Source organism: Pelagimonas sp., assembly GCF_058892305.1.
The window spans coordinates 88,502-105,091 of record NZ_JBZXVN010000044.1 but is presented as its reverse complement, the minus strand read 5'-3'; the positions used below and the strand labels follow the sequence as shown (position 1 = coordinate 105,091).

At 56.9% G+C, this 16,590-nt stretch carries 15 protein-coding genes; 10 read left to right on the top strand and 5 right to left on the bottom strand.

The genetic code is table 11. The features are described from left to right. Positions 1–79: 79 nt before the first annotated feature. The 5 genes from AC5EFR_RS18100 to pobA are packed head-to-tail and all read right to left on the bottom strand — an operon-like array spanning position 80 to position 3,844. Entirely contained in the window at positions 80–925 is an 846-nt protein-coding gene (locus AC5EFR_RS18100) for a 3-oxoadipate:acetyl-CoA acetyltransferase (protein WP_493577154.1), read from the bottom strand. Between the two features lie 8 nt (positions 926–933). After that, positions 934–1,554 (bottom strand): protocatechuate 3,4-dioxygenase subunit alpha, encoded by a 621-nt coding sequence (gene pcaG / locus AC5EFR_RS18095; protein WP_431375702.1) that lies wholly within the window; start codon positions 1,552–1,554, stop codon positions 934–936. 2 nt (positions 1,555–1,556) lie between these two features. Next, positions 1,557–2,282 carry a protocatechuate 3,4-dioxygenase subunit beta gene (pcaH, locus tag AC5EFR_RS18090; protein ID WP_493577153.1) on the bottom strand — a complete coding sequence of 242 codons (726 nt, stop codon included), beginning with the start codon at positions 2,280–2,282 and terminating at the stop codon, positions 1,557–1,559. Next, a complete protein-coding gene (gene pcaC, locus AC5EFR_RS18085; protein WP_493577152.1) occupies positions 2,279–2,662 on the bottom strand; it encodes a 4-carboxymuconolactone decarboxylase in 384 nt (127 codons plus the stop codon). Before pcaC ends, pcaH begins: the two co-directional genes overlap by 4 nt. Positions 2,663–2,674: 12 nt before the next feature. After that, positions 2,675–3,844, bottom strand: a complete 1,170-nt coding sequence (gene pobA, locus AC5EFR_RS18080) for a 4-hydroxybenzoate 3-monooxygenase (protein ID WP_493577151.1) — start codon at positions 3,842–3,844, stop codon at positions 2,675–2,677. Between the two features lie 205 nt (positions 3,845–4,049). Between pobA and AC5EFR_RS18075 the strand changes: the two genes are divergently transcribed. The 10 genes from AC5EFR_RS18075 (at position 4,050) to AC5EFR_RS18030 (ending at position 16,559) form a co-directional block, all read left to right on the top strand. After that, positions 4,050–4,961 (top strand): Gfo/Idh/MocA family protein, encoded by a 912-nt coding sequence (locus AC5EFR_RS18075; protein WP_493577150.1) that lies wholly within the window; start codon positions 4,050–4,052, stop codon positions 4,959–4,961. Between the two features lie 85 nt (positions 4,962–5,046). After that, complete coding sequence (locus AC5EFR_RS18070) at positions 5,047–5,856, top strand: metallophosphoesterase (RefSeq protein WP_493577149.1); 810 nt, start codon at positions 5,047–5,049, stop codon at positions 5,854–5,856. A 126-nt stretch (positions 5,857–5,982) separates the two neighbouring features. Continuing rightward, the gene (locus AC5EFR_RS18065; RefSeq protein WP_493577148.1) at positions 5,983–6,711 is read left to right on the top strand and encodes an ABC transporter ATP-binding protein; all 729 of its coding nucleotides are present in this window, start codon (positions 5,983–5,985) and stop codon (positions 6,709–6,711) included. Positions 6,712–6,714: 3 nt separating this feature from the next. Beyond that, the gene (locus AC5EFR_RS18060; protein ID WP_493577147.1) at positions 6,715–9,075 is read left to right on the top strand and encodes an ABC transporter permease; all 2,361 of its coding nucleotides are present in this window, start codon (positions 6,715–6,717) and stop codon (positions 9,073–9,075) included. A 4-nt stretch (positions 9,076–9,079) separates the two neighbouring features. Beyond that, positions 9,080–10,285, top strand: a complete 1,206-nt coding sequence (locus tag AC5EFR_RS18055; RefSeq protein ID WP_493577146.1) for an efflux RND transporter periplasmic adaptor subunit — start codon at positions 9,080–9,082, stop codon at positions 10,283–10,285. Between the two features lie 311 nt (positions 10,286–10,596). Continuing rightward, on the top strand, positions 10,597–11,874 hold the full coding sequence (locus AC5EFR_RS18050) for an ABC transporter substrate-binding protein (RefSeq protein WP_493577145.1): 1,278 nt from the start codon (positions 10,597–10,599) through the stop codon (positions 11,872–11,874). An 80-nt stretch (positions 11,875–11,954) separates the two neighbouring features. Further along, complete coding sequence (locus AC5EFR_RS18045) at positions 11,955–13,379, top strand: carbohydrate ABC transporter permease (protein ID WP_493577144.1); 1,425 nt, start codon at positions 11,955–11,957, stop codon at positions 13,377–13,379. Continuing rightward, a complete protein-coding gene (locus tag AC5EFR_RS18040) occupies positions 13,376–14,458 on the top strand; it encodes a carbohydrate ABC transporter permease (protein ID WP_299932285.1) in 1,083 nt (360 codons plus the stop codon). The genes AC5EFR_RS18045 and AC5EFR_RS18040 overlap by 4 nt, the downstream gene beginning before the upstream one ends. Beyond that, positions 14,455–15,549 carry an ABC transporter ATP-binding protein gene (locus AC5EFR_RS18035; RefSeq protein ID WP_493577143.1) on the top strand — a complete coding sequence of 365 codons (1,095 nt, stop codon included), beginning with the start codon at positions 14,455–14,457 and terminating at the stop codon, positions 15,547–15,549. The genes AC5EFR_RS18040 and AC5EFR_RS18035 overlap by 4 nt, the downstream gene beginning before the upstream one ends. After that, on the top strand, positions 15,546–16,559 hold the full coding sequence (locus AC5EFR_RS18030; RefSeq protein ID WP_493577142.1) for a Gfo/Idh/MocA family protein: 1,014 nt from the start codon (positions 15,546–15,548) through the stop codon (positions 16,557–16,559). The genes AC5EFR_RS18035 and AC5EFR_RS18030 overlap by 4 nt, the downstream gene beginning before the upstream one ends. Positions 16,560–16,590: the final 31 nt, after the last annotated feature.

The following is a 16,590-nucleotide window of genomic DNA, read 5'->3' as shown; positions in this document are numbered from 1 at the left end:
TCCAGTGTTTAGACATAGGAAAACACCCCACATGGGGGTGTTTTGATCACTTGGTAAGCCTTGCCCTGAGGGTCTGGGCCTAGCTTGGGCGCAACCCGAGAATTTCGCGCGCCTGCTGCCATGTGGCGACGGGGCGTTCGTATTTCTCGCATAGGGATGCGGCGCGTGCGACCAGTGCCGCGTTGGAGGGGGCGAGGGTTTTGCCGTCCAGACGGATGTTATCCTCTAGGCCGGTCCGAGTGTGTCCACCCGCTGCAATGGCCCATTCGTTTACGATGATCTGGCCGGGGCCAACACCGGCGGCACACCATTGGGCGTATGGCGCAAGGCGTTGCATGGTTTTGACATAGTAATCAAACACATCGCGATCGACCGGCATGGCGTTTTTTACGCCCATGACAAACTGAACATAGAGTTTGCCAGCGATATCACCCTTTTGTTTGCGCGCCACAGCTTGGTGGATATGCGACAAATCGAAGGCCTCGATTTCGGGCATAACGTCATATTTGCGCATTTCCGAGGCGAGCCAATCGACCAAATCCGGCGGGTTTTCATAGACGCGGGTCGGGAAATTGTTGGACCCGACCGACAGCGATGCCATGTCCGGGCGCAAGGATAACATGCCGCCGCGCTCGGTTCCGGCACCGGACCGGCCGCCTGTTGACAGCTGAACGATCATGCCGGGGCAGTGCTTTTGGATGCCTTCCATTAGCAGGCCAAACCGCTCTGGGTCGCTTGTGGGCGTGCCGTCATCTAGGCGGACATGGCAGTGGGCAATGCTGGCCCCCGCCTCAAATGCCGCCTGTGTGCTTTCGATTTGTTCGGGCACAGTGATCGGCACCGCCGGGTTGTTTTCCTTGCGCGGAACCGATCCGGTGATAGCAACACAGATGATGCAGGGGCCGGAGTCATTTGGGGTTTGCATAGATGGCCTCAGATGTCGAAGAAGACTGTTTCGCCGTCGCCTTGGACGCGAATGTCAAAACGATAAACGGTTTTGCCATCGCGGTCACTGCGTTTGGCGATCAGCGTGGCGCGGCGGTTTTCCCATTCGATCAGGTTGAGCACCGGATCGGCGGCATTGGCCTCGGCTTCGTCTTCAAAGTACACACGGGTGTTGAGACCAAGGTTGATGCCACGCGCCACGACCCACAGGTTGATGTGGGGGGCTTGTGTGGCACCACTGCGCCCTGGGACGGGCCCCGGTTTGATCGTGTCAAAGGTCCATTCACCGGTTTCAAATTCGGTGATCACACGGCCAAAACCACGAAACCCGTCTTCGACGTCGCCGCCGCCTTCGGGGTGGGCATAGTTGCCGTCGGCGTTCGCCTGCCATGCTTCGAGCAACACGTCCTTGATCGGCGAGCCAGTGCCATCAATGACAATGCCTTCGACGGTGATACGTTCACCTGCGGCGTTGGGCCCTGCAATGTCTTTGCCGAGTTCCTGGTCGTAAATGTCAAAGCCAGCAGCGCCTGGCGCTAGGCCAATGTGAACGTAGGGACCAGCAGTCTGAGAGGGTGTTTCTTTGAGATAGTCGAGCGGCTGTGCCATGATTAATTGCCCTCCAAACGGTTTTCAAACAGGGTTGAGCGGCGGCCGCGCAACACAATGTCAAATTTGTAAGCGATTGAATCCAATGGGATTGTCGCATTGAGATCAAGCGCCGCCGTGAGTTGTTGAACGCCAGCAGGATCAGGGATGGTTTGTACAATCGGGCATTTCGCAATCAGCGGGTCGCCTTCAAAGTAGCACTGCGTGATCAAGCGTTGTGTAAAGCCCGAGCCGAAAATCGACACGTGGATATGGGCCGGGCGCCAGTCATTCACCCAGTTGCGCCAAGGGTAGGCACCGGGTTTGACGGTCCGAAAAAAGTAATAGCCGTTTTCATCGGTGATTGTGCGCCCGCAGCCGCCGAAATTGGGATCAATCGGGGCAAGATAGGTATCTTTTTTGTGGCGATAGCGTCCGCCGGCGTTGGCTTGCCAAATCTCAACCATGGTGTTTGGCACGGGGCGCGCGTTTTCGTCGAGAACCCGGCCGTGCAGGATGATGCGTTCGCCAATCGGGCTTGCGCCATCTGCCGCGTAGTTGCGGATCAGGTCGTTGTCGATTGGCGAAATGTCCGAATGGCCAAAGCGTGGGCCGGTGATTTCGGACACGGTGTTGTCAAGGCTGATCGCCGCAAAGTTGGGCGAGCGGGTGACAGAGGTTTTGTAATCTGGCGTGAGGGCAGGGGCGTGCCACTGGCGGTCACGCTGGTAATACTCGGCTGGTTTCATGTCTGATCCCCTTGTTCCATTTCGGCGTAAGTGGCTTTGGCCAGTTTCAGCGCGTGATTTGCACGCGGGACTCCGGCGTAGATTGCAACGTGTTGAAAGGCTTCGAGCACGTCAGTTTTGCTTGCTCCGGTGCGGGCGGTGGCACGAATGTGCATTGGAATTTCTTCGAAATTTCCGAGCGCCGCCAAGAGCGCCAAGGTCAACATAGAGCGGTCGCGGTCCGAGATGCCATCGCTGGCCCAAACGGTGCCCCACGCGCCCTTGGTGATCAAGTCCTGAAACGGCGTATCAAATTCGGTTTTGGCGGCTTCGGCGCGGTCGACATGGGCGTCGCCCAAAATCTTGCGGCGCACCTGCATGCCGGTTTCGATGTCTGTCATCGGTGGGTTCCTTTAATACGGCAAGCCAATATAGTTTTGTGCCATTACTTTTTGCGCATCGCGGTTCGAACGCAAAAAGTCCAAATCTGCGCGCTGCATTTTGATGTCAAAATCGGTTTGATCGGGGAAACGGTGTAGGATGTTGGTCATCCACCAGCTGAACCGTTCGGCTTTCCAAATCCGGGACAGCGCTTTTTCGGAATAGGTATCAAGGCCAGAGACATCGCCGTTGGCGTAAAATGCGGACAGGCCTTCAAACAGATAGTGAATGTCGCTGGCGGCGGTGTTCAGCCCCTTGGCACCGGTTGGCGGCACGATATGGGCCGCGTCGCCACAGAGAAACAAACGGCCCCAGCGCATCGGCTCGGTCACAAAGGAGCGCAGCGGCGCGATGGATTTTTCAATTGTCGGCCCGGTGACAAGCTTCTCTGCCATTTCGGCGGGAATACGGCGTTTGAGTTCCTCCCAAAACGCGTCATCGGACCAATCCTCGGGGCTATCGGTCAGCGAGCATTGGATGTAGTAGCGGCTGAGGTTTTCGTTGCGCATTGAGCAAAGCGCAAATCCGCGTTCGGAATTTGCATAGATCAGCTCGTCGTGCACAGGGGGTGTTTCGGACAAAACACCGAGCCATCCAAAGGGATAAACCTTTTCATATTCGTTGCGGACATCTTCGGGGATGGTTTTGCGGCTGACACCGTGGAACCCGTCACAACCGGCAATATAATCGCAATCAATGCGGTATTGTTCGCCGTCAACCTCATAGGTCACATAGGGGGAGTCGCCGTCGGCATCGTGAATCTTCACGTTTTCCGTATTAAAAACGGTCTTGGCACCACATTCTTCGCGTGCATCATAGAGATCGCGGGTCAGTTCGGTCTGGCCGTAGACAATGACGTGATCGCCAGTCAACTCTTTGAAATTGATTTCAAAATGTGTGTTGCCATCGGTGATGACCGTGCCGTCATGGACAAAGCTCTCGCGATCCATTCGCTCAGAAACGCCCGCCTTGCGCATCAGGTCAACCAATCCGGTTTCCAAAATGCCAGCGCGAATGCGGCCGAGCACGTAGTCGCGGGTTTTGCGTTCAAGGACGATATTGTCGATGCCCTGACGATGCAAAAGTTGACCCAATAACAGGCCAGATGGCCCGCCGCCAATGATTGCCACTTGTGTCCGCATGTTTCTCTCCCAGTCCTTGTGATGAGGGTGACTGATATGAATTGATAAGTAAAATGACTTGTTGGGCTAAATAGTTGCCGAAAATAGAAAGTAGTGGGCGCGGGGTATCTTTTGAGTGCAGCTTGCGTGTGGCGCGATGTCTTTACCCTGTCCGAGCTTTTGCGCTAACAGGCGGGCACCGGATCAGCGCCAAAGGATGCCCACCATGAAAATTGCCCTCGTTGGAATCGGCAAGATCGCCCGCGATCAACATGTGCCCAGCATCACAGCCAGCCCGGATTGGCAATTGGCTGCCACCTGTTCGCGCACCGGCAGCGTAGAGGGCGTTCCGGCCTATACTGACTTGGATGAGATGCTAAATGCGCATCCCGACATCAAAGTGGTGTCCATGTGTATGCCGCCGGTGCCGCGGTTTGAGTTTGCTCGCAAGGCGATTGCGGCGGGGCGCCATGTGATGCTGGAAAAACCGCCCGGCGCGACGCTTTCGGAATGTCATGCGCTGGAAGACATGGCGCGTAAGGCGGGGGTGTCGCTCTTCGCCACATGGCATTCGCGCGACGGTGCGCGGGTGTCGGCGGCACGGGATTGGTTGGCCGACAAAGAGATCACCAAAACCCATGTCACTTGGCGCGAAGACGTGCGCAAATGGCACCCCGGTCAGGATTGGGTGTTTGACCCCGGTGGAATGGGCGTTTTTGACCCGGGCATCAATGCGCTGTCGGTGATGACGAAAATCCTACCCGCGCCTGTGCATCTGCTAAGCGCAGAGTTGGAGTTTCCGGTCAATCGTCAAACCCCGATAGCGGCCCAACTGCAATTCACCGGCGCAACAACGGCGGATTTCGATTGGCGCCAAGAAGGGCCGCAAACCTGGGATGTTGAGGTCTGGACCAACGCGGGCAAGCTACACCTGACCCATGGAGGGGACCATATGACGGTGGATGGTCAAGAGGCCGGTGATGATCCAGTGGTGGCCGGGGAATACCCAAGCCTTTATGCGCAGATGGCCGAACTGGTGGCCAAGGGGGACATCGACATGGATTTGGCCCCGCTGCGCCATGTGGCCGATGCGTTTATGTTGGGCAAGCGCGTTCAGGTCGAAGCGTTTGAGTGGTAAATCCCGTTTGCGTCGCGCACTGTCGCAAAGCTGTTAGAGCGCGCGTCTAAGGTTTGGCGAAATTGGGCCAAACCACGGGGGCGACATGAAATTTATCCACCTGTCCGATATTCATCTGGGTGCGCCGGGCGCGTTGATTGAGGGGCTGGACCCCTATGAACGGTTGGCGCGCGCCTTTGGTCATATGGCGGAACATCACGCCGACGCGGTGCGTTTGGTGATCACCGGTGACTTGACCCATCATGCCAACCCGGACGCCTATGCAGTCCTGCGCGATGCGATCAAGGTGTTGCCGATGCCCGTGCGCCTTATGGTCGGGAACCATGATGAGCGCGGGGCGTTTTTTCAGGCGTTTCCCGATCATCCGCGTGATGAAAACGGGTTTGTGAATCACGCCGAAGATGTCTTGGGCAGGCGGTTCATTTATTGTGACACGGTCCGCCCCCAATCCCATATCGGGGCGTTTTGCGAATTACGCCGCGCGTGGCTGGCAACGCAATTGGCGATGTCGGATACGGCCTATTTGTTTTTCCACCACAACGTGTTGGATCTCGGCGATCCTTGCACCGATGTTTTGGCTTTGAACAAGGAGGATCAGGCCGAGCTGCGTAGCCTCCTCAAGGCGCACAAACATAAGATCGCGCATCTCTTTTTCGGGCATGTGCATGAGCCGCTTTGTGGGACACTTGCGGGTATTCCGTTTTCCGGCGTGGCCTCGACCCTGCATCAGACCATTCCGTCGCTGGCTCCGGCTGACAAATCGCCTTCTGGCCCATTGGAGCCGTCTTATCGGGTGGTTTTGGCGCGCGGTGAGGATGTTGTCATTCATCAAATCCCCTTTGCTTATGAGGGCGAGGTGACATGGCATGGCAATGATTGGGAGGATTGGACCTAGGGACCAGGCTCTGGGGGACCAGCCCCTGGGGGAGCAGGCCCTGGCGGCCGGCGCGATTGATCCGGATCAACGCGGCATTCCAAGTTTAGTGCAACCCTCTGCGCATGACCTGTGTGGGGTGGTTCTATGGCTGATGTTGCCGCAACCTGCGCCGAAGTGGTGTTTCAGACCGAGGCGCTCACCAAGATTTACAAAACCGGAGATGTCGAGGTTCGCGCTCTGGATGGGGTGGATTTGCAGCTTTTCGCTGCGGAATTGGCGGTGTTACTGGGGCCATCTGGGTCCGGTAAATCGACGCTTTTGAATATTTTGGGCGGGTTAGATCACCCGTCGGGCGGCAAATTCTGGTTTCGCGGGCGCGAGTTGACCGACGCAAGTGATCGTCAACTCACGCTATACCGCCGCGACCATGTCGGGTTTGTGTTTCAGTTCTACAATCTGGTGCCGAGCCTGACAGCGCGTGAAAATGTGCAATTGGTCACAGATGTCGCCAAATCCCCGATGACACCTTCCCAAGCGTTGGATTTGGTCGGGCTGGGCCACCGGATGGACCATTTCCCGGCCCAGATGTCGGGTGGTGAACAACAACGCGTGGCGATTGCCCGTGCCATCGCCAAGCGCCCCGAAGTTTTGCTCTGTGATGAGCCAACCGGCGCCTTGGATAGCAAAACTGGCACGTTGGTTTTGGAAACGCTGCGACAGGTGAACGAAGAGTTCGGAACCACCACCGTGGTGATCACTCACAATGCCGCCATTCAGCAAATGGCCCACCGGGTGATCCGTTTCGCCGACGGCAATATCGCCAGTGTCGCGGTCAACGAGACACGTATTTCCCCAGACGAGATCGTGTGGTGATCTATGCAAGCGCTTGATATCAAACTGCTTCGAGATTTTCGCCGGCTTTGGCTTCAGGGGGCAGCGATTGCGCTTGTCCTTGCAGCGGGGGTGGCGATGATCTTGATGTCGGTCGGGATGAGCCGGGCGTTAAACGACACCCGAACGGCTTATTATGATCAAAACCGGTTTGCGCATGTCTTTGCCGCGGCGCGTCGGGCTCCGGACAGTTTATTGGCAGAGCTGCGCGCCGTTCCCGGTGTTGCCGAAATCGAAGCGCAGGTGCGCAACTATGCGGTTTTGGACATTCCGGGCCGGGCCAAACCAGCCACGGGTTTGTTGATTTCGCGCCCCGAAGACGGGATGCCGCGGCTCAACGTGCCGCTGTTGCGCAGCGGGCGTTGGCCGTTGGCAGCAGGAGAGGTTGTCGTCAACGAACCCTTTGCTACGGCCAATGGTTTTGAACTGGGCGATCCGTTTTCCGTCAACTTGAACGGGCGCAAACAGGTCTTGACCATCACCGGCACAGCCTTGTCGCCGGAATTTATCTATACGATTGGCCCCGGCGCATTGATCCCGCAGAACGAAACCTTTGGGATTTTGTGGCTCCCGGCGGAGGTCATGGATGCCGGGTTTGGAATGACCGGTGCGTTTAACACAGTGGCGTTGACCGTGTTGCCGCGCGTCTCGGTCGAACCGATCAAGGATCAGGTCAAGCTTTTGCTTGATCCCTATGGCGCGACAACGCCGCTTGGACGCGATCTCCAACAATCAAACGCTTTTCTGGACGCTGAGATCACCCAGCTTGAAGTGCTGGCCTATGTTTTGCCGCCCGTGTTCCTTGGGATCACCGTGTTTTTGGTCAACATGGTCATGGGCCGGATCGTCCAATTGGAACGCTCTGAGATCGGTCTGCTCAAGGCGGTGGGTTACACCGATTACGAGATTTGTTTGCATTACCTGATGTTGGCCGGGTTGATTGCTTTGATCGGGGTTGGTGTCGGTTGGATTGCCGGGACGTGGTTGGCGCAGAGCATGGCGCAGATCTATGCCAAGTATTACGACTTTCCGTTTTTGGTCTTTGGCGTGCCATGGTCGGTCTATGCGTGGTCGGCGGTTTTGGGGTTGGCGGCGACGTCGGTTGGGGCGCTGCGCAGTGCGCTGGGCGCGGCGCGATTGGCCCCGGCGGTTGCCATGTCGCCCCCCGCGCCACCGCGCTACAAACGCAATTTGATGGATCGGATCGTCGCGTATTTGCGCTTGTCACAACCGAGCAGAATGATCCTGCGAAGCCTGATGCGATGGCCCCTGCGCGCCAGTATGACCATGTTCGGCATGTCCTTGGCGGTGTCGGTGCTTGTGGCGTCAAACTTCTTTCCAGACTCCATGGATGAGATTATCGACACCGGGTTTTATCAATCCAACCGTCAGGACGTGTTGTTGTTGTTTGACCCCGACGTGCCCTTGGCGGCGATGGAGGAGGTGGCGCGCCTTCCTGATGTGTTGCTGGTCGAGCCGCAGCAATACCAACCTGCGACGCTTACCCGTGGATCACATGAAAAACAGGTCAGCCTATCGTCGATGCCAAACGGGGCCGATTTGGCGCGGATCGTTGACGGAGACGGCAATATCATCACGCCAGATCCTTTTGGCGTGCTGCTTTCGGATCGCTTGGCCAAATCCCTGCAGGCCAAAGTCGGGGATATGGTGCAGGTCCGATTTGAAAGCGGACGGCGGGAGACCTTTGACCTTCCTGTGTCGGGGGTGATTACCCAATATTTCGGCCTTGCCGCCTATGTTGATTTGAACGCGCTGAACCGGCTTTTGCGCCAATCCGATCGCGCCACCAGCATCAACGTGACCCTAGCCAACCCCGATGCCGCCGATGAATTCGAAGCCCGGATCAAGGACTTTCCACGCCTTGTTGGCACCATCAATATGACCGAAAACCGCAAAAGCTTTCTTGAAACGCTGTCGAGCAATATTTTGGTGATGACGACGGTTTACGCCATTCTGGGCACCATCATCACCGTTGGCGTCGCCTATAATGCCACGCGGGTGCAATTGTCGGAACGGGCGCGCGAATTGGCCAGCCTGCGCATCCTTGGCTTTCGTCAGAGCGAGGTGGCCTATATTTTGGCGGGCGAGGTGCTTTTGCTGGCGTTGATCGCGCAACCGGTTGGCTGGTGGATTGGGGCGCTGATTGCCCGCGCAATGACCGAAGGGTTTTCCTCTGATCTCTACTCCATGCCTTTGGTTTTGACCGGGGCGACCTATGCCAAAGCCAGCCTGATTGTGCTGGCAGCGGCGGCGGGGTCTGTGGCGCTTGTGGCGCGCCGCCTGACTCGGCTTGATCTGATTTCTGTCATGAAAACAAGGGAATGACACGATGACACTCTCCTTGCGAACTGTTGGATTGTCGGCTTTGGGGCTGGCGATTGTGGCCGGGCTTTTGTCGACGGCCTTTGGTACTGATCCGATTGCGGTTGATATGGCCCGGCTGGATCGTGGCGATCTAAGTGTGACGGTGAACGCCGAAGGAAAAACCCGGATACGCGACATTTATGAGGTCGCCGCCCCCATCGGCGGCACGGTGCAACGCTTGCCGGTCGAGATCGGCGATGCGGTGGTAGCGGATGAAACGATCGTTGCGCAAATCGTACCCGCCGCGCCGCCCTTGCTTGATGTGCGCTCGCGGGCGCAGGCGGAAGCCGTTCTGCATGAGGCGCAGGCCTCGGTCGAATTTGCCAAGTCAGAACAGGCCAGTACCAAGGCGGTCGAGGATTACGCGCGGGTGCAGATGGAGCGCGCCGAGGCGCTTGTTCAAAGTGGCACGGCCTCGCTGACCCATTTGGAGGACGCGGCGCAAAAACTGGCGGTGGCGCAGGCGTTGCATGCCTCGGCCAAGGCGCGGTTTGAAATGTCGCTGGCGACGGTGGATCGTGCGCGGGCAGCGCTTGAAGAACCGGAGTTGGACGCTGCAAACAGCGACTGTTGTTTGCCGATCCTGTCACCCGCTGATGGGGTGGTGGTGGCGATCAACGGCAATAGCGAACGCCCCGTACAGGCGGGGGCACCGTTGTTAAGCGTCGGCGATCCGCGTGATTTGGAAATTGTCGTTGATCTGTTGTCGTCCGAAGCGACCCGTCTTTCGACCGGGGCTCCGGCACGGATCGAACGTTGGGGAGGGGCAGCACTTGAGGCGCGGCTAAAGCTGATCGAGCCTGCGGCGCGGACGGTGGTGTCGGCGCTGGGTATCGAAGAACAACGGGTGGATGCGGTGTTGGATTTCACATCGCCATCCACCGATTGGGCGGGTCTGGGCGAGGCATTTGCCGTGTTTGTACGGATCGAAGAATGGCACAGCGCCGATGTTCTGTTGATCCCGTTGTCAGCGATTTTTCAACGGGATGGTCAATGGTTTACCTATCAAAACCAAGGCGGTTTTGCCCAAGAAGTTGCCATTGAACTTGGCCGTCGTGATGGTCGCCACGCCGAGGTTTTGCGCGGAATTGAAGCCGGGGATGAGGTGGTTATGCACCCGCCGGACATGGTGAGTGATGGGGCTGAGATCGTTCAGCGTCAGCAATCGTGAAACGCGAATTGATACACCCGGGTGTGACACTTTGTGCGACAATGGAGGTGGCACATGATTCGATCCACTGTCGGGTGATTCGTGCCTTTTTTGTGGATTTTCCCGAATTTTCGCCTGTGTTCGCAGCGCGGCACAACGAACTTGGACCAAGGGCAGAGCCAAACGTGTAGCAATAATAGATCAATTTTCAATGACACCCGGCGGTGACCTGTTGACCGATAGGGTTTCGTTTCACACTATCGTCGTATCACCAGCCTATGAGGCGGGACGAGATAATAGGGAGGAAATTGAAAATGATGCATGTCCAAGGGATGACTTTGCGTTCTGTTGCGGCGGGTTCTGTATCTGCCATGGCGATGCTTGTTGCGGGCGCTGTTTCTGCGGCTGAGATTGATTTGATGATCTCGGACGTTGACGGCAAAGCGGGTTTGGTCAAGGAATTGGCCGAGCGGTATGAAGCCGACAACCCCGATACCAAGATCACCATCAACGCGGTTGGCTACAACGTAATCCGCGAACAGCTTGCGGTTCAGCTCGAAGCAGGCAGCGGCCCTGATCTCGCTTTTGTCACCAATTTGGGTGGTCTGAACCCGTTCTATGTTGACCTGACCCCGCATGTGGATGCCGCCGAATGGGAAGCCAACTATGGCGCGGTTCTGCCATGGTATCGTGCGGGTGCGCCTGATGGTATCTTTGGGTTCCACACCGAAATGACCGTGACCGGCCCCTATGTGAACCTGACCATGTTCGAAGAAGCCGAGGTCGAGGTTCCGGCAGCGGGCGCAACATGGGAAGAGTGGGCAGAAGCCGCCTCGATGGTGATGGACAACACCGGGTCTTATGCCGGTATGGTCATGGACCGTTCGGGCCACCGCATGGCCGGTCCGGCGATGTCCTATGGCGCGGCCTACTTTAGCCCAGATGGCAAATTGGTCGCCGATGACGGGTTCAAAGCGTTTTCGCAGCTGATGATCGATTGGCACAAATCCGGCCTGATGCCGCCTGATGTTTGGCCCGCTGTGTCCGGTGCGAAATACGCCAACGGCAACGAAATGTTCTTCAACTCGGATGTGCCTTTTTACATGTCCGGCTCTTGGAACACCGGCAATGTGCAATCCAACGTTGGTGACAAATTCGACTGGACCGTGGCCCCCGTGCCCTGTGGTCCAGCGGGGTGTGGCGTGATGCCGGGTGGGTCCGGTCTTGTGGCGTTCAAATCGGGTGACTCAGCCCAAGAAGAAGCCGCCGCCAAGTTTGTTGCTTGGATGGGAAGCACCGATATCGCGCGCGAATGGTATTCCAAAACCTACGCGATCCCGGCCCATGCCGGTCTTCAGGCCGAAGGTCTTGACTACATTGGCAACGGTGCAAGCCAAGCCGTATCCGATGGCCTTGCTGCCTTTACCGCGATGGCCGCGCAAGCCGCCGAGCAAACTCCTCAGGCCTATCAGCTGCAAGGCAGCCCAAAGGGGTTCGTGATGTATAACGCCACCGTGCAATACATCGGCGCGGCGCTGAATGATGAGCTGTCACTGGATGAGGCTATGGCCAAAATCCAAGAAGAGCTTGACACCAACGCCAACCAATAAGGCGCACTGAAATGGGGTGGGTGCCTTTGCGGTGCCCGCCCTTTTGCCCCCCAAAAGGGGCGTTTTGATCGGAACGTTTCATGACACCTGCAGGCTTCACAGTAGCCTTCGCCGCCCTATTTTGGGGGCTTGGCGGGGCGATCTGGCTCCTTATGCGGCGACGCTATACGCTTCGCCAGATACCGCAATTCTTTATGGATCTACTGGGGTTTCCGGTGGAATTGGCCCAAAGCCTATTTGGCCGCGCCGGGGTGCCTTATGCGCTCTTGCTCCCAAACATGTTGATCTTTGGCTTTTTCACCTTCTTGCCGATGATCCTGAACTTTTACGTCTCGTTCACTGGTGGCGCGTCGATTTCGCTTTTTGATCGCCCTTGGGTTGGTTGGGAAAAATACGCAGACATCTTTAACTGCGAAAACTTCCTGTCGCCGAAATCCTGTTCGAACCCCGGCTATAACTTCTGGACCGGCATGTTCAACACCCTGTGGTTTGTGTTGATCCAAGTGCCAATTCTTTGCGTTGCGGCACTGATCACCGCTTTGGTTGTGAACCAGAATATCAAAGGCCGCGGTTTCTGGCGGGCGATGTTCTTTTACCCCGTGATGTTATCGCCGGTTGTGATTGCCAACATCTGGAACTGGGTTTTGCACCGCAAGGGGGCGCTAAACGCCAGCATCGGCGAGGCGCGCGATGCCATGACCGGTCTAGCGGGGCTAAGCGGCTTTGACATGGTCGCCACGGTGATCTTTGCGGTGATCCTGTTGATCGTCTCCGAACGGTCGTTGCGCTCAAACGATGGGCCATCGGCGTCTTGGACGGCGGTGTTTGGGGCACTGATCGCAATGCTTGTCTATTGGTCGCAACCCCTTAGCCTTCTCGGTTTGCCTGGCTCTGGCTGGCTTGGTCTCGTCATGGCGGCGGCGCTCTATTGGGCGGTGTCTACCGAACAAAGCTTTGCTCGCATGGCGATTATCGGGGCGGGTATCTTGGCCGTCATCATGCTGTTGATGATCCAATTTGATGCGGTGTTCAGCTTTGGCCGCTATCGTCCGATCAATTGGCTGGTGACGCCGAAAACCGGTTGGCCGTTCTTCTGGCTGGTGTTTGTTTTCTGTTGGAGCCACATGGGCTTTTATATGCTGATCCTTTTGGCGGGGCTTCAGGCCATTCCGCGTGATCTCTATGAGGCCGCCAAGATGGACGCGACCAAACCGTTCCGGGCGTTTTACCGCATCACCCTGCCATTGGTCATGCCAACCCTGACCGTGGTTTTGGTCCTGTCGCTGATCCGAAGCTTCCAAATCTTTGATGAGGTCTATCTGCTAACGGGCGGTGGTCCGGGTCGGGAAACATTCATGGTCGTGCAAAACATCTACGAAGTCGCGTTTTCGAACGATCACCCTGACTATGGCCAAGCCGCTGCAGGCTCGATCCTGATGGCGATTGTCATCGCGGTCTTTACCTTCTTCCAGCTCTGGCTAACCCGGAGGCAATCAGACCTATGAGCCGTTTAGCAACATTTCTGACTCGCACCGCCGGGACGAAAGACAAGGCCGATAGTTTCACGATCCAAGATTTCTTGGCCTATGCTTATCTGTTTGTCGGGGTTCTGGTGATCCTTGTTCCGGTGCTATGGACTTTCTTCAGCTCAATCAAATCCGACACGGCGGTCGAAAGCTTTGACACCCGTCTGATGCCAATGGATCAGATCAGCCAAATGGTTGACGGCGTCGGCGAAAAAGACGTTTGGGTGTATACGGCCGAAGATGGCCGCACCCAGTTGGTTTTTAAGGCAGGCCCAACCCGCAAGCTAACCGATGTCGCGCCGGTGGATGACCCCGAGGCAGTGTTTCAAGTCCCACGCAAAAGCCTAACCCCGCATGAGGATATTCGTGTTGCGGTGGAAAACTACCTTGATCCGATCCTGAAACGGAACGGACAGGACAATTTTCACTTCTTCACCTATCTCTATAACTCGGTCTTTGTGACGGTGATTGCGACGCTGATCACGCTTTTGATCAACGCCATGGCGGCCTTTGCCCTGTCGAAATACCGGTTCCGGGGGCGCTTGACCTTTACCATCCTGATTGTCGCGACGCTCCTGATCCCCAGTTCGATCATCCTCGTGTCTCTGTTCTTTGTGGTCTGGAGTTTTGGGATTTTCGGCTCGCTTTGGGGGGTGATCATTCCCGCCGCCGCGACGCCAACCGGGGTGTTCTTGTTGCGGCAATACATGCTGACCATTCCCGACGAGTTGCTCGAAGCGGCGCGTATGGATGCAGCCTCGGAATGGCGTATTTTCTGGCGGATCATCATCCCGCTCTCGCTCCCGGCTTTGTCGGTTCTGGCGATCCTCTCGGTCATTTGGCGGTGGAATGATTTCCTCTGGCCGCTGATCGTGCTGATCTCGGACCCCGCCGCGCATACGTTGCAATTGGGTCTGACCCAATTCGCCGGCGAGTTTGACACCAACTTCCACTATATTCTCGCCATGACTGTGGTGACGTTGATCCCGATCACGCTGGTGTTCGTCTGGCTTCAACGCTTCATCACCACCGGCATTGCTACGACAGGTCTGAAATGAACGACAAACCCAACTCAAACAAAACGAGGGCACTTCAGCTTTCAGACATCCGCAAAAGCTTTGGCGACGTGGATGTCATTCACGGCATCGACTTGGAAATCCAAGAGGGCGAATTCATCGTCTTTGTTGGCCCGTCGGGTTGCGGTAAATCCACCTTGCTACGCCTGATTGCGGGGCTTGATGATCCGACATCCGGTGACATCAACCTCAATGGTAAACGCGTCAACAACGTGCCCGCGTCCGAGCGTGGGTTAAGCATGGTGTTCCAATCCTACGCGCTTTACCCGCATATGACCGTGGGGCAAAACCTGTCCTTTGGGTTGGAAAACCTGCGGATGGATCGCGCCGAAATCGACAAGCGGATCAACGACGCCGCCAAGTTGTTGCAAATCGATCATCTTCTGTCGCGGCGCCCCGGTCAGCTTTCGGGGGGGCAACGCCAGCGGGTTGCTATTGGCCGCGCCATCGTCCGCGAACCGGTGATCTTCCTATTTGACGAACCGCTTTCGAACCTTGACGCCGAGCTGCGCTTGCAGATGCGGGTCGAGATTTCGGACCTGCATGCCAAACTCAAAAACACCATGATCTATGTGACTCATGATCAGATCGAAGCCATGACAATGGCCGACCGGATTGTGGTGCTGCGCGGCGGCTATATCGAACAGGTGGGCCGCCCGCTCGACCTGTATAACCATCCCAAGAACAAGTTTGTGGCCGGTTTTCTTGGCGCGCCGCAAATGAATTTTCTTGAGGGGACGTTGGACGGAAATGTCATGTCCTTGAACTGTGGCATGGTGCGCGATGTTCCTGTGGCACAGCCGGGCAAAGGGGCCGTCACGCTGGGCATTCGCCCCGAAAACATCCACGTCGATTTAGACGGCAAAGGTGATGAAACGGTGCGGGTTCAAAATTTTGAGCAGTTGGGCGCGGTGACCTATATCTATGCGACCTTTGCCAATGGCGACACGCTGACCGTGCAACATGCCCACCAGATTCCTCTGCAAAAAGGTCAAGAGATTGGGGTGAGCTTTCCAACCGAAAGCTTCCATCTATTTGATGCGGATGAGCAATCAATGGAGCTTTCGCGATGAAGGTCGCCTTGATTGGGCTTGGGATGGTGTCGCGCACCTTTGGTGATGCCATTCGGCATTCGGACGCTGTTGAACTATCCTATGTCTATGCGCGCTCGGCCGAAAGCCGGGCGCGGTTTTTGGCGGATTGGCCAGATTTGGGCGCGGTTGAGGCAACATCTGTGGCGGAGATCGCCGCCTCGGATGTCGATTTTGTCTTGCTCACCACACCGCCGAATGCGCGGGCCGGGATCGTCGAAGAATTGGTCGCCGCGGGCAAGCCGATCTTGATGGAAAAACCGGTGGAGCGCACGTTGGAAGGCGCGATCAAACTGGTCGAAACCTGCGAGGCAGCAAACGTGCCATTGGGCATTATGTTGCAACATCGTGCCCGGCCGGTGGTTGATGATTTGCGCAAGCTGCTGCCTGAACTCGGTGCGCTGCGTATGGCCGAAGTTAACGTGCCGTGGTGGCGCCCGCAGGCTTATTACGACGAACCGGGGCGTGGGTCTTATGCGCGTGACGGCGGCGGGGTGATGATTTCGCAGGCGATCCACACGATGGATTTGATGCTGTCCCTTACCGGCCCGGTGAGCGAGGTCACGGCCATGTCGGCCACCAGTGATTTTCACGATATGGAATCCGAAGACTTCGTTTGTGCCGGGATGCGGTTTGAAAATGGTGCCGTTGGGCAATTGTTCGCCACGACATCCAGCTTTCCGGGCAAAGGGGAAACGATCACCCTGCATTTTGCCGCCGGATCAGTGCATCTTGAGGCCGGATTGTTGGAGATCAACTGGCAAGACGGTCGATCTGAAACCGTGGGGCAGGCGGCCTCGTCTGGGGCAGGGGCCGATCCGATGGCCTTTACCAGCGATTGGCACCGCTTTGTGATCGAAGATTTCGCTAGCAGTCTGCAAGCGGGCCGTGAGCCATTTGTGCCGGGGCGCACTGCGCTTGAGGTGCATCGTTTGATTGATGCGCTTGAAGCGTCGGGGAAATCCGGGACAACGGTTCAGGTCAAACGCTAAGGGGCGCGCCCGACCTGGTGGGCGCTTCCCA

Coding starts and splice junctions, on each gene's coding strand:
- AC5EFR_RS18100 (WP_493577154.1), bottom strand. CDS start 925: ATGCAAACCCCAAATGACTCCGGCCCCTGCATCATCTGTGTTGCTATC.
- pcaG (WP_431375702.1), bottom strand. CDS start 1,554: ATGGCACAGCCGCTCGACTATCTCAAAGAAACACCCTCTCAGACTGCT.
- pcaH (WP_493577153.1), bottom strand. CDS start 2,282: ATGAAACCAGCCGAGTATTACCAGCGTGACCGCCAGTGGCACGCCCCT.
- pcaC (WP_493577152.1), bottom strand. CDS start 2,662: ATGACAGACATCGAAACCGGCATGCAGGTGCGCCGCAAGATTTTGGGC.
- pobA (WP_493577151.1), bottom strand. CDS start 3,844: ATGCGGACACAAGTGGCAATCATTGGCGGCGGGCCATCTGGCCTGTTA.
- AC5EFR_RS18075 (WP_493577150.1), top strand. CDS start 4,050: ATGAAAATTGCCCTCGTTGGAATCGGCAAGATCGCCCGCGATCAACAT.
- AC5EFR_RS18070 (WP_493577149.1), top strand. CDS start 5,047: ATGAAATTTATCCACCTGTCCGATATTCATCTGGGTGCGCCGGGCGCG.
- AC5EFR_RS18065 (WP_493577148.1), top strand. CDS start 5,983: ATGGCTGATGTTGCCGCAACCTGCGCCGAAGTGGTGTTTCAGACCGAG.
- AC5EFR_RS18060 (WP_493577147.1), top strand. CDS start 6,715: ATGCAAGCGCTTGATATCAAACTGCTTCGAGATTTTCGCCGGCTTTGG.
- AC5EFR_RS18055 (WP_493577146.1), top strand. CDS start 9,080: ATGACACTCTCCTTGCGAACTGTTGGATTGTCGGCTTTGGGGCTGGCG.
- AC5EFR_RS18050 (WP_493577145.1), top strand. CDS start 10,597: ATGACTTTGCGTTCTGTTGCGGCGGGTTCTGTATCTGCCATGGCGATG.
- AC5EFR_RS18045 (WP_493577144.1), top strand. CDS start 11,955: ATGACACCTGCAGGCTTCACAGTAGCCTTCGCCGCCCTATTTTGGGGG.
- AC5EFR_RS18040 (WP_299932285.1), top strand. CDS start 13,376: ATGAGCCGTTTAGCAACATTTCTGACTCGCACCGCCGGGACGAAAGAC.
- AC5EFR_RS18035 (WP_493577143.1), top strand. CDS start 14,455: ATGAACGACAAACCCAACTCAAACAAAACGAGGGCACTTCAGCTTTCA.
- AC5EFR_RS18030 (WP_493577142.1), top strand. CDS start 15,546: ATGAAGGTCGCCTTGATTGGGCTTGGGATGGTGTCGCGCACCTTTGGT.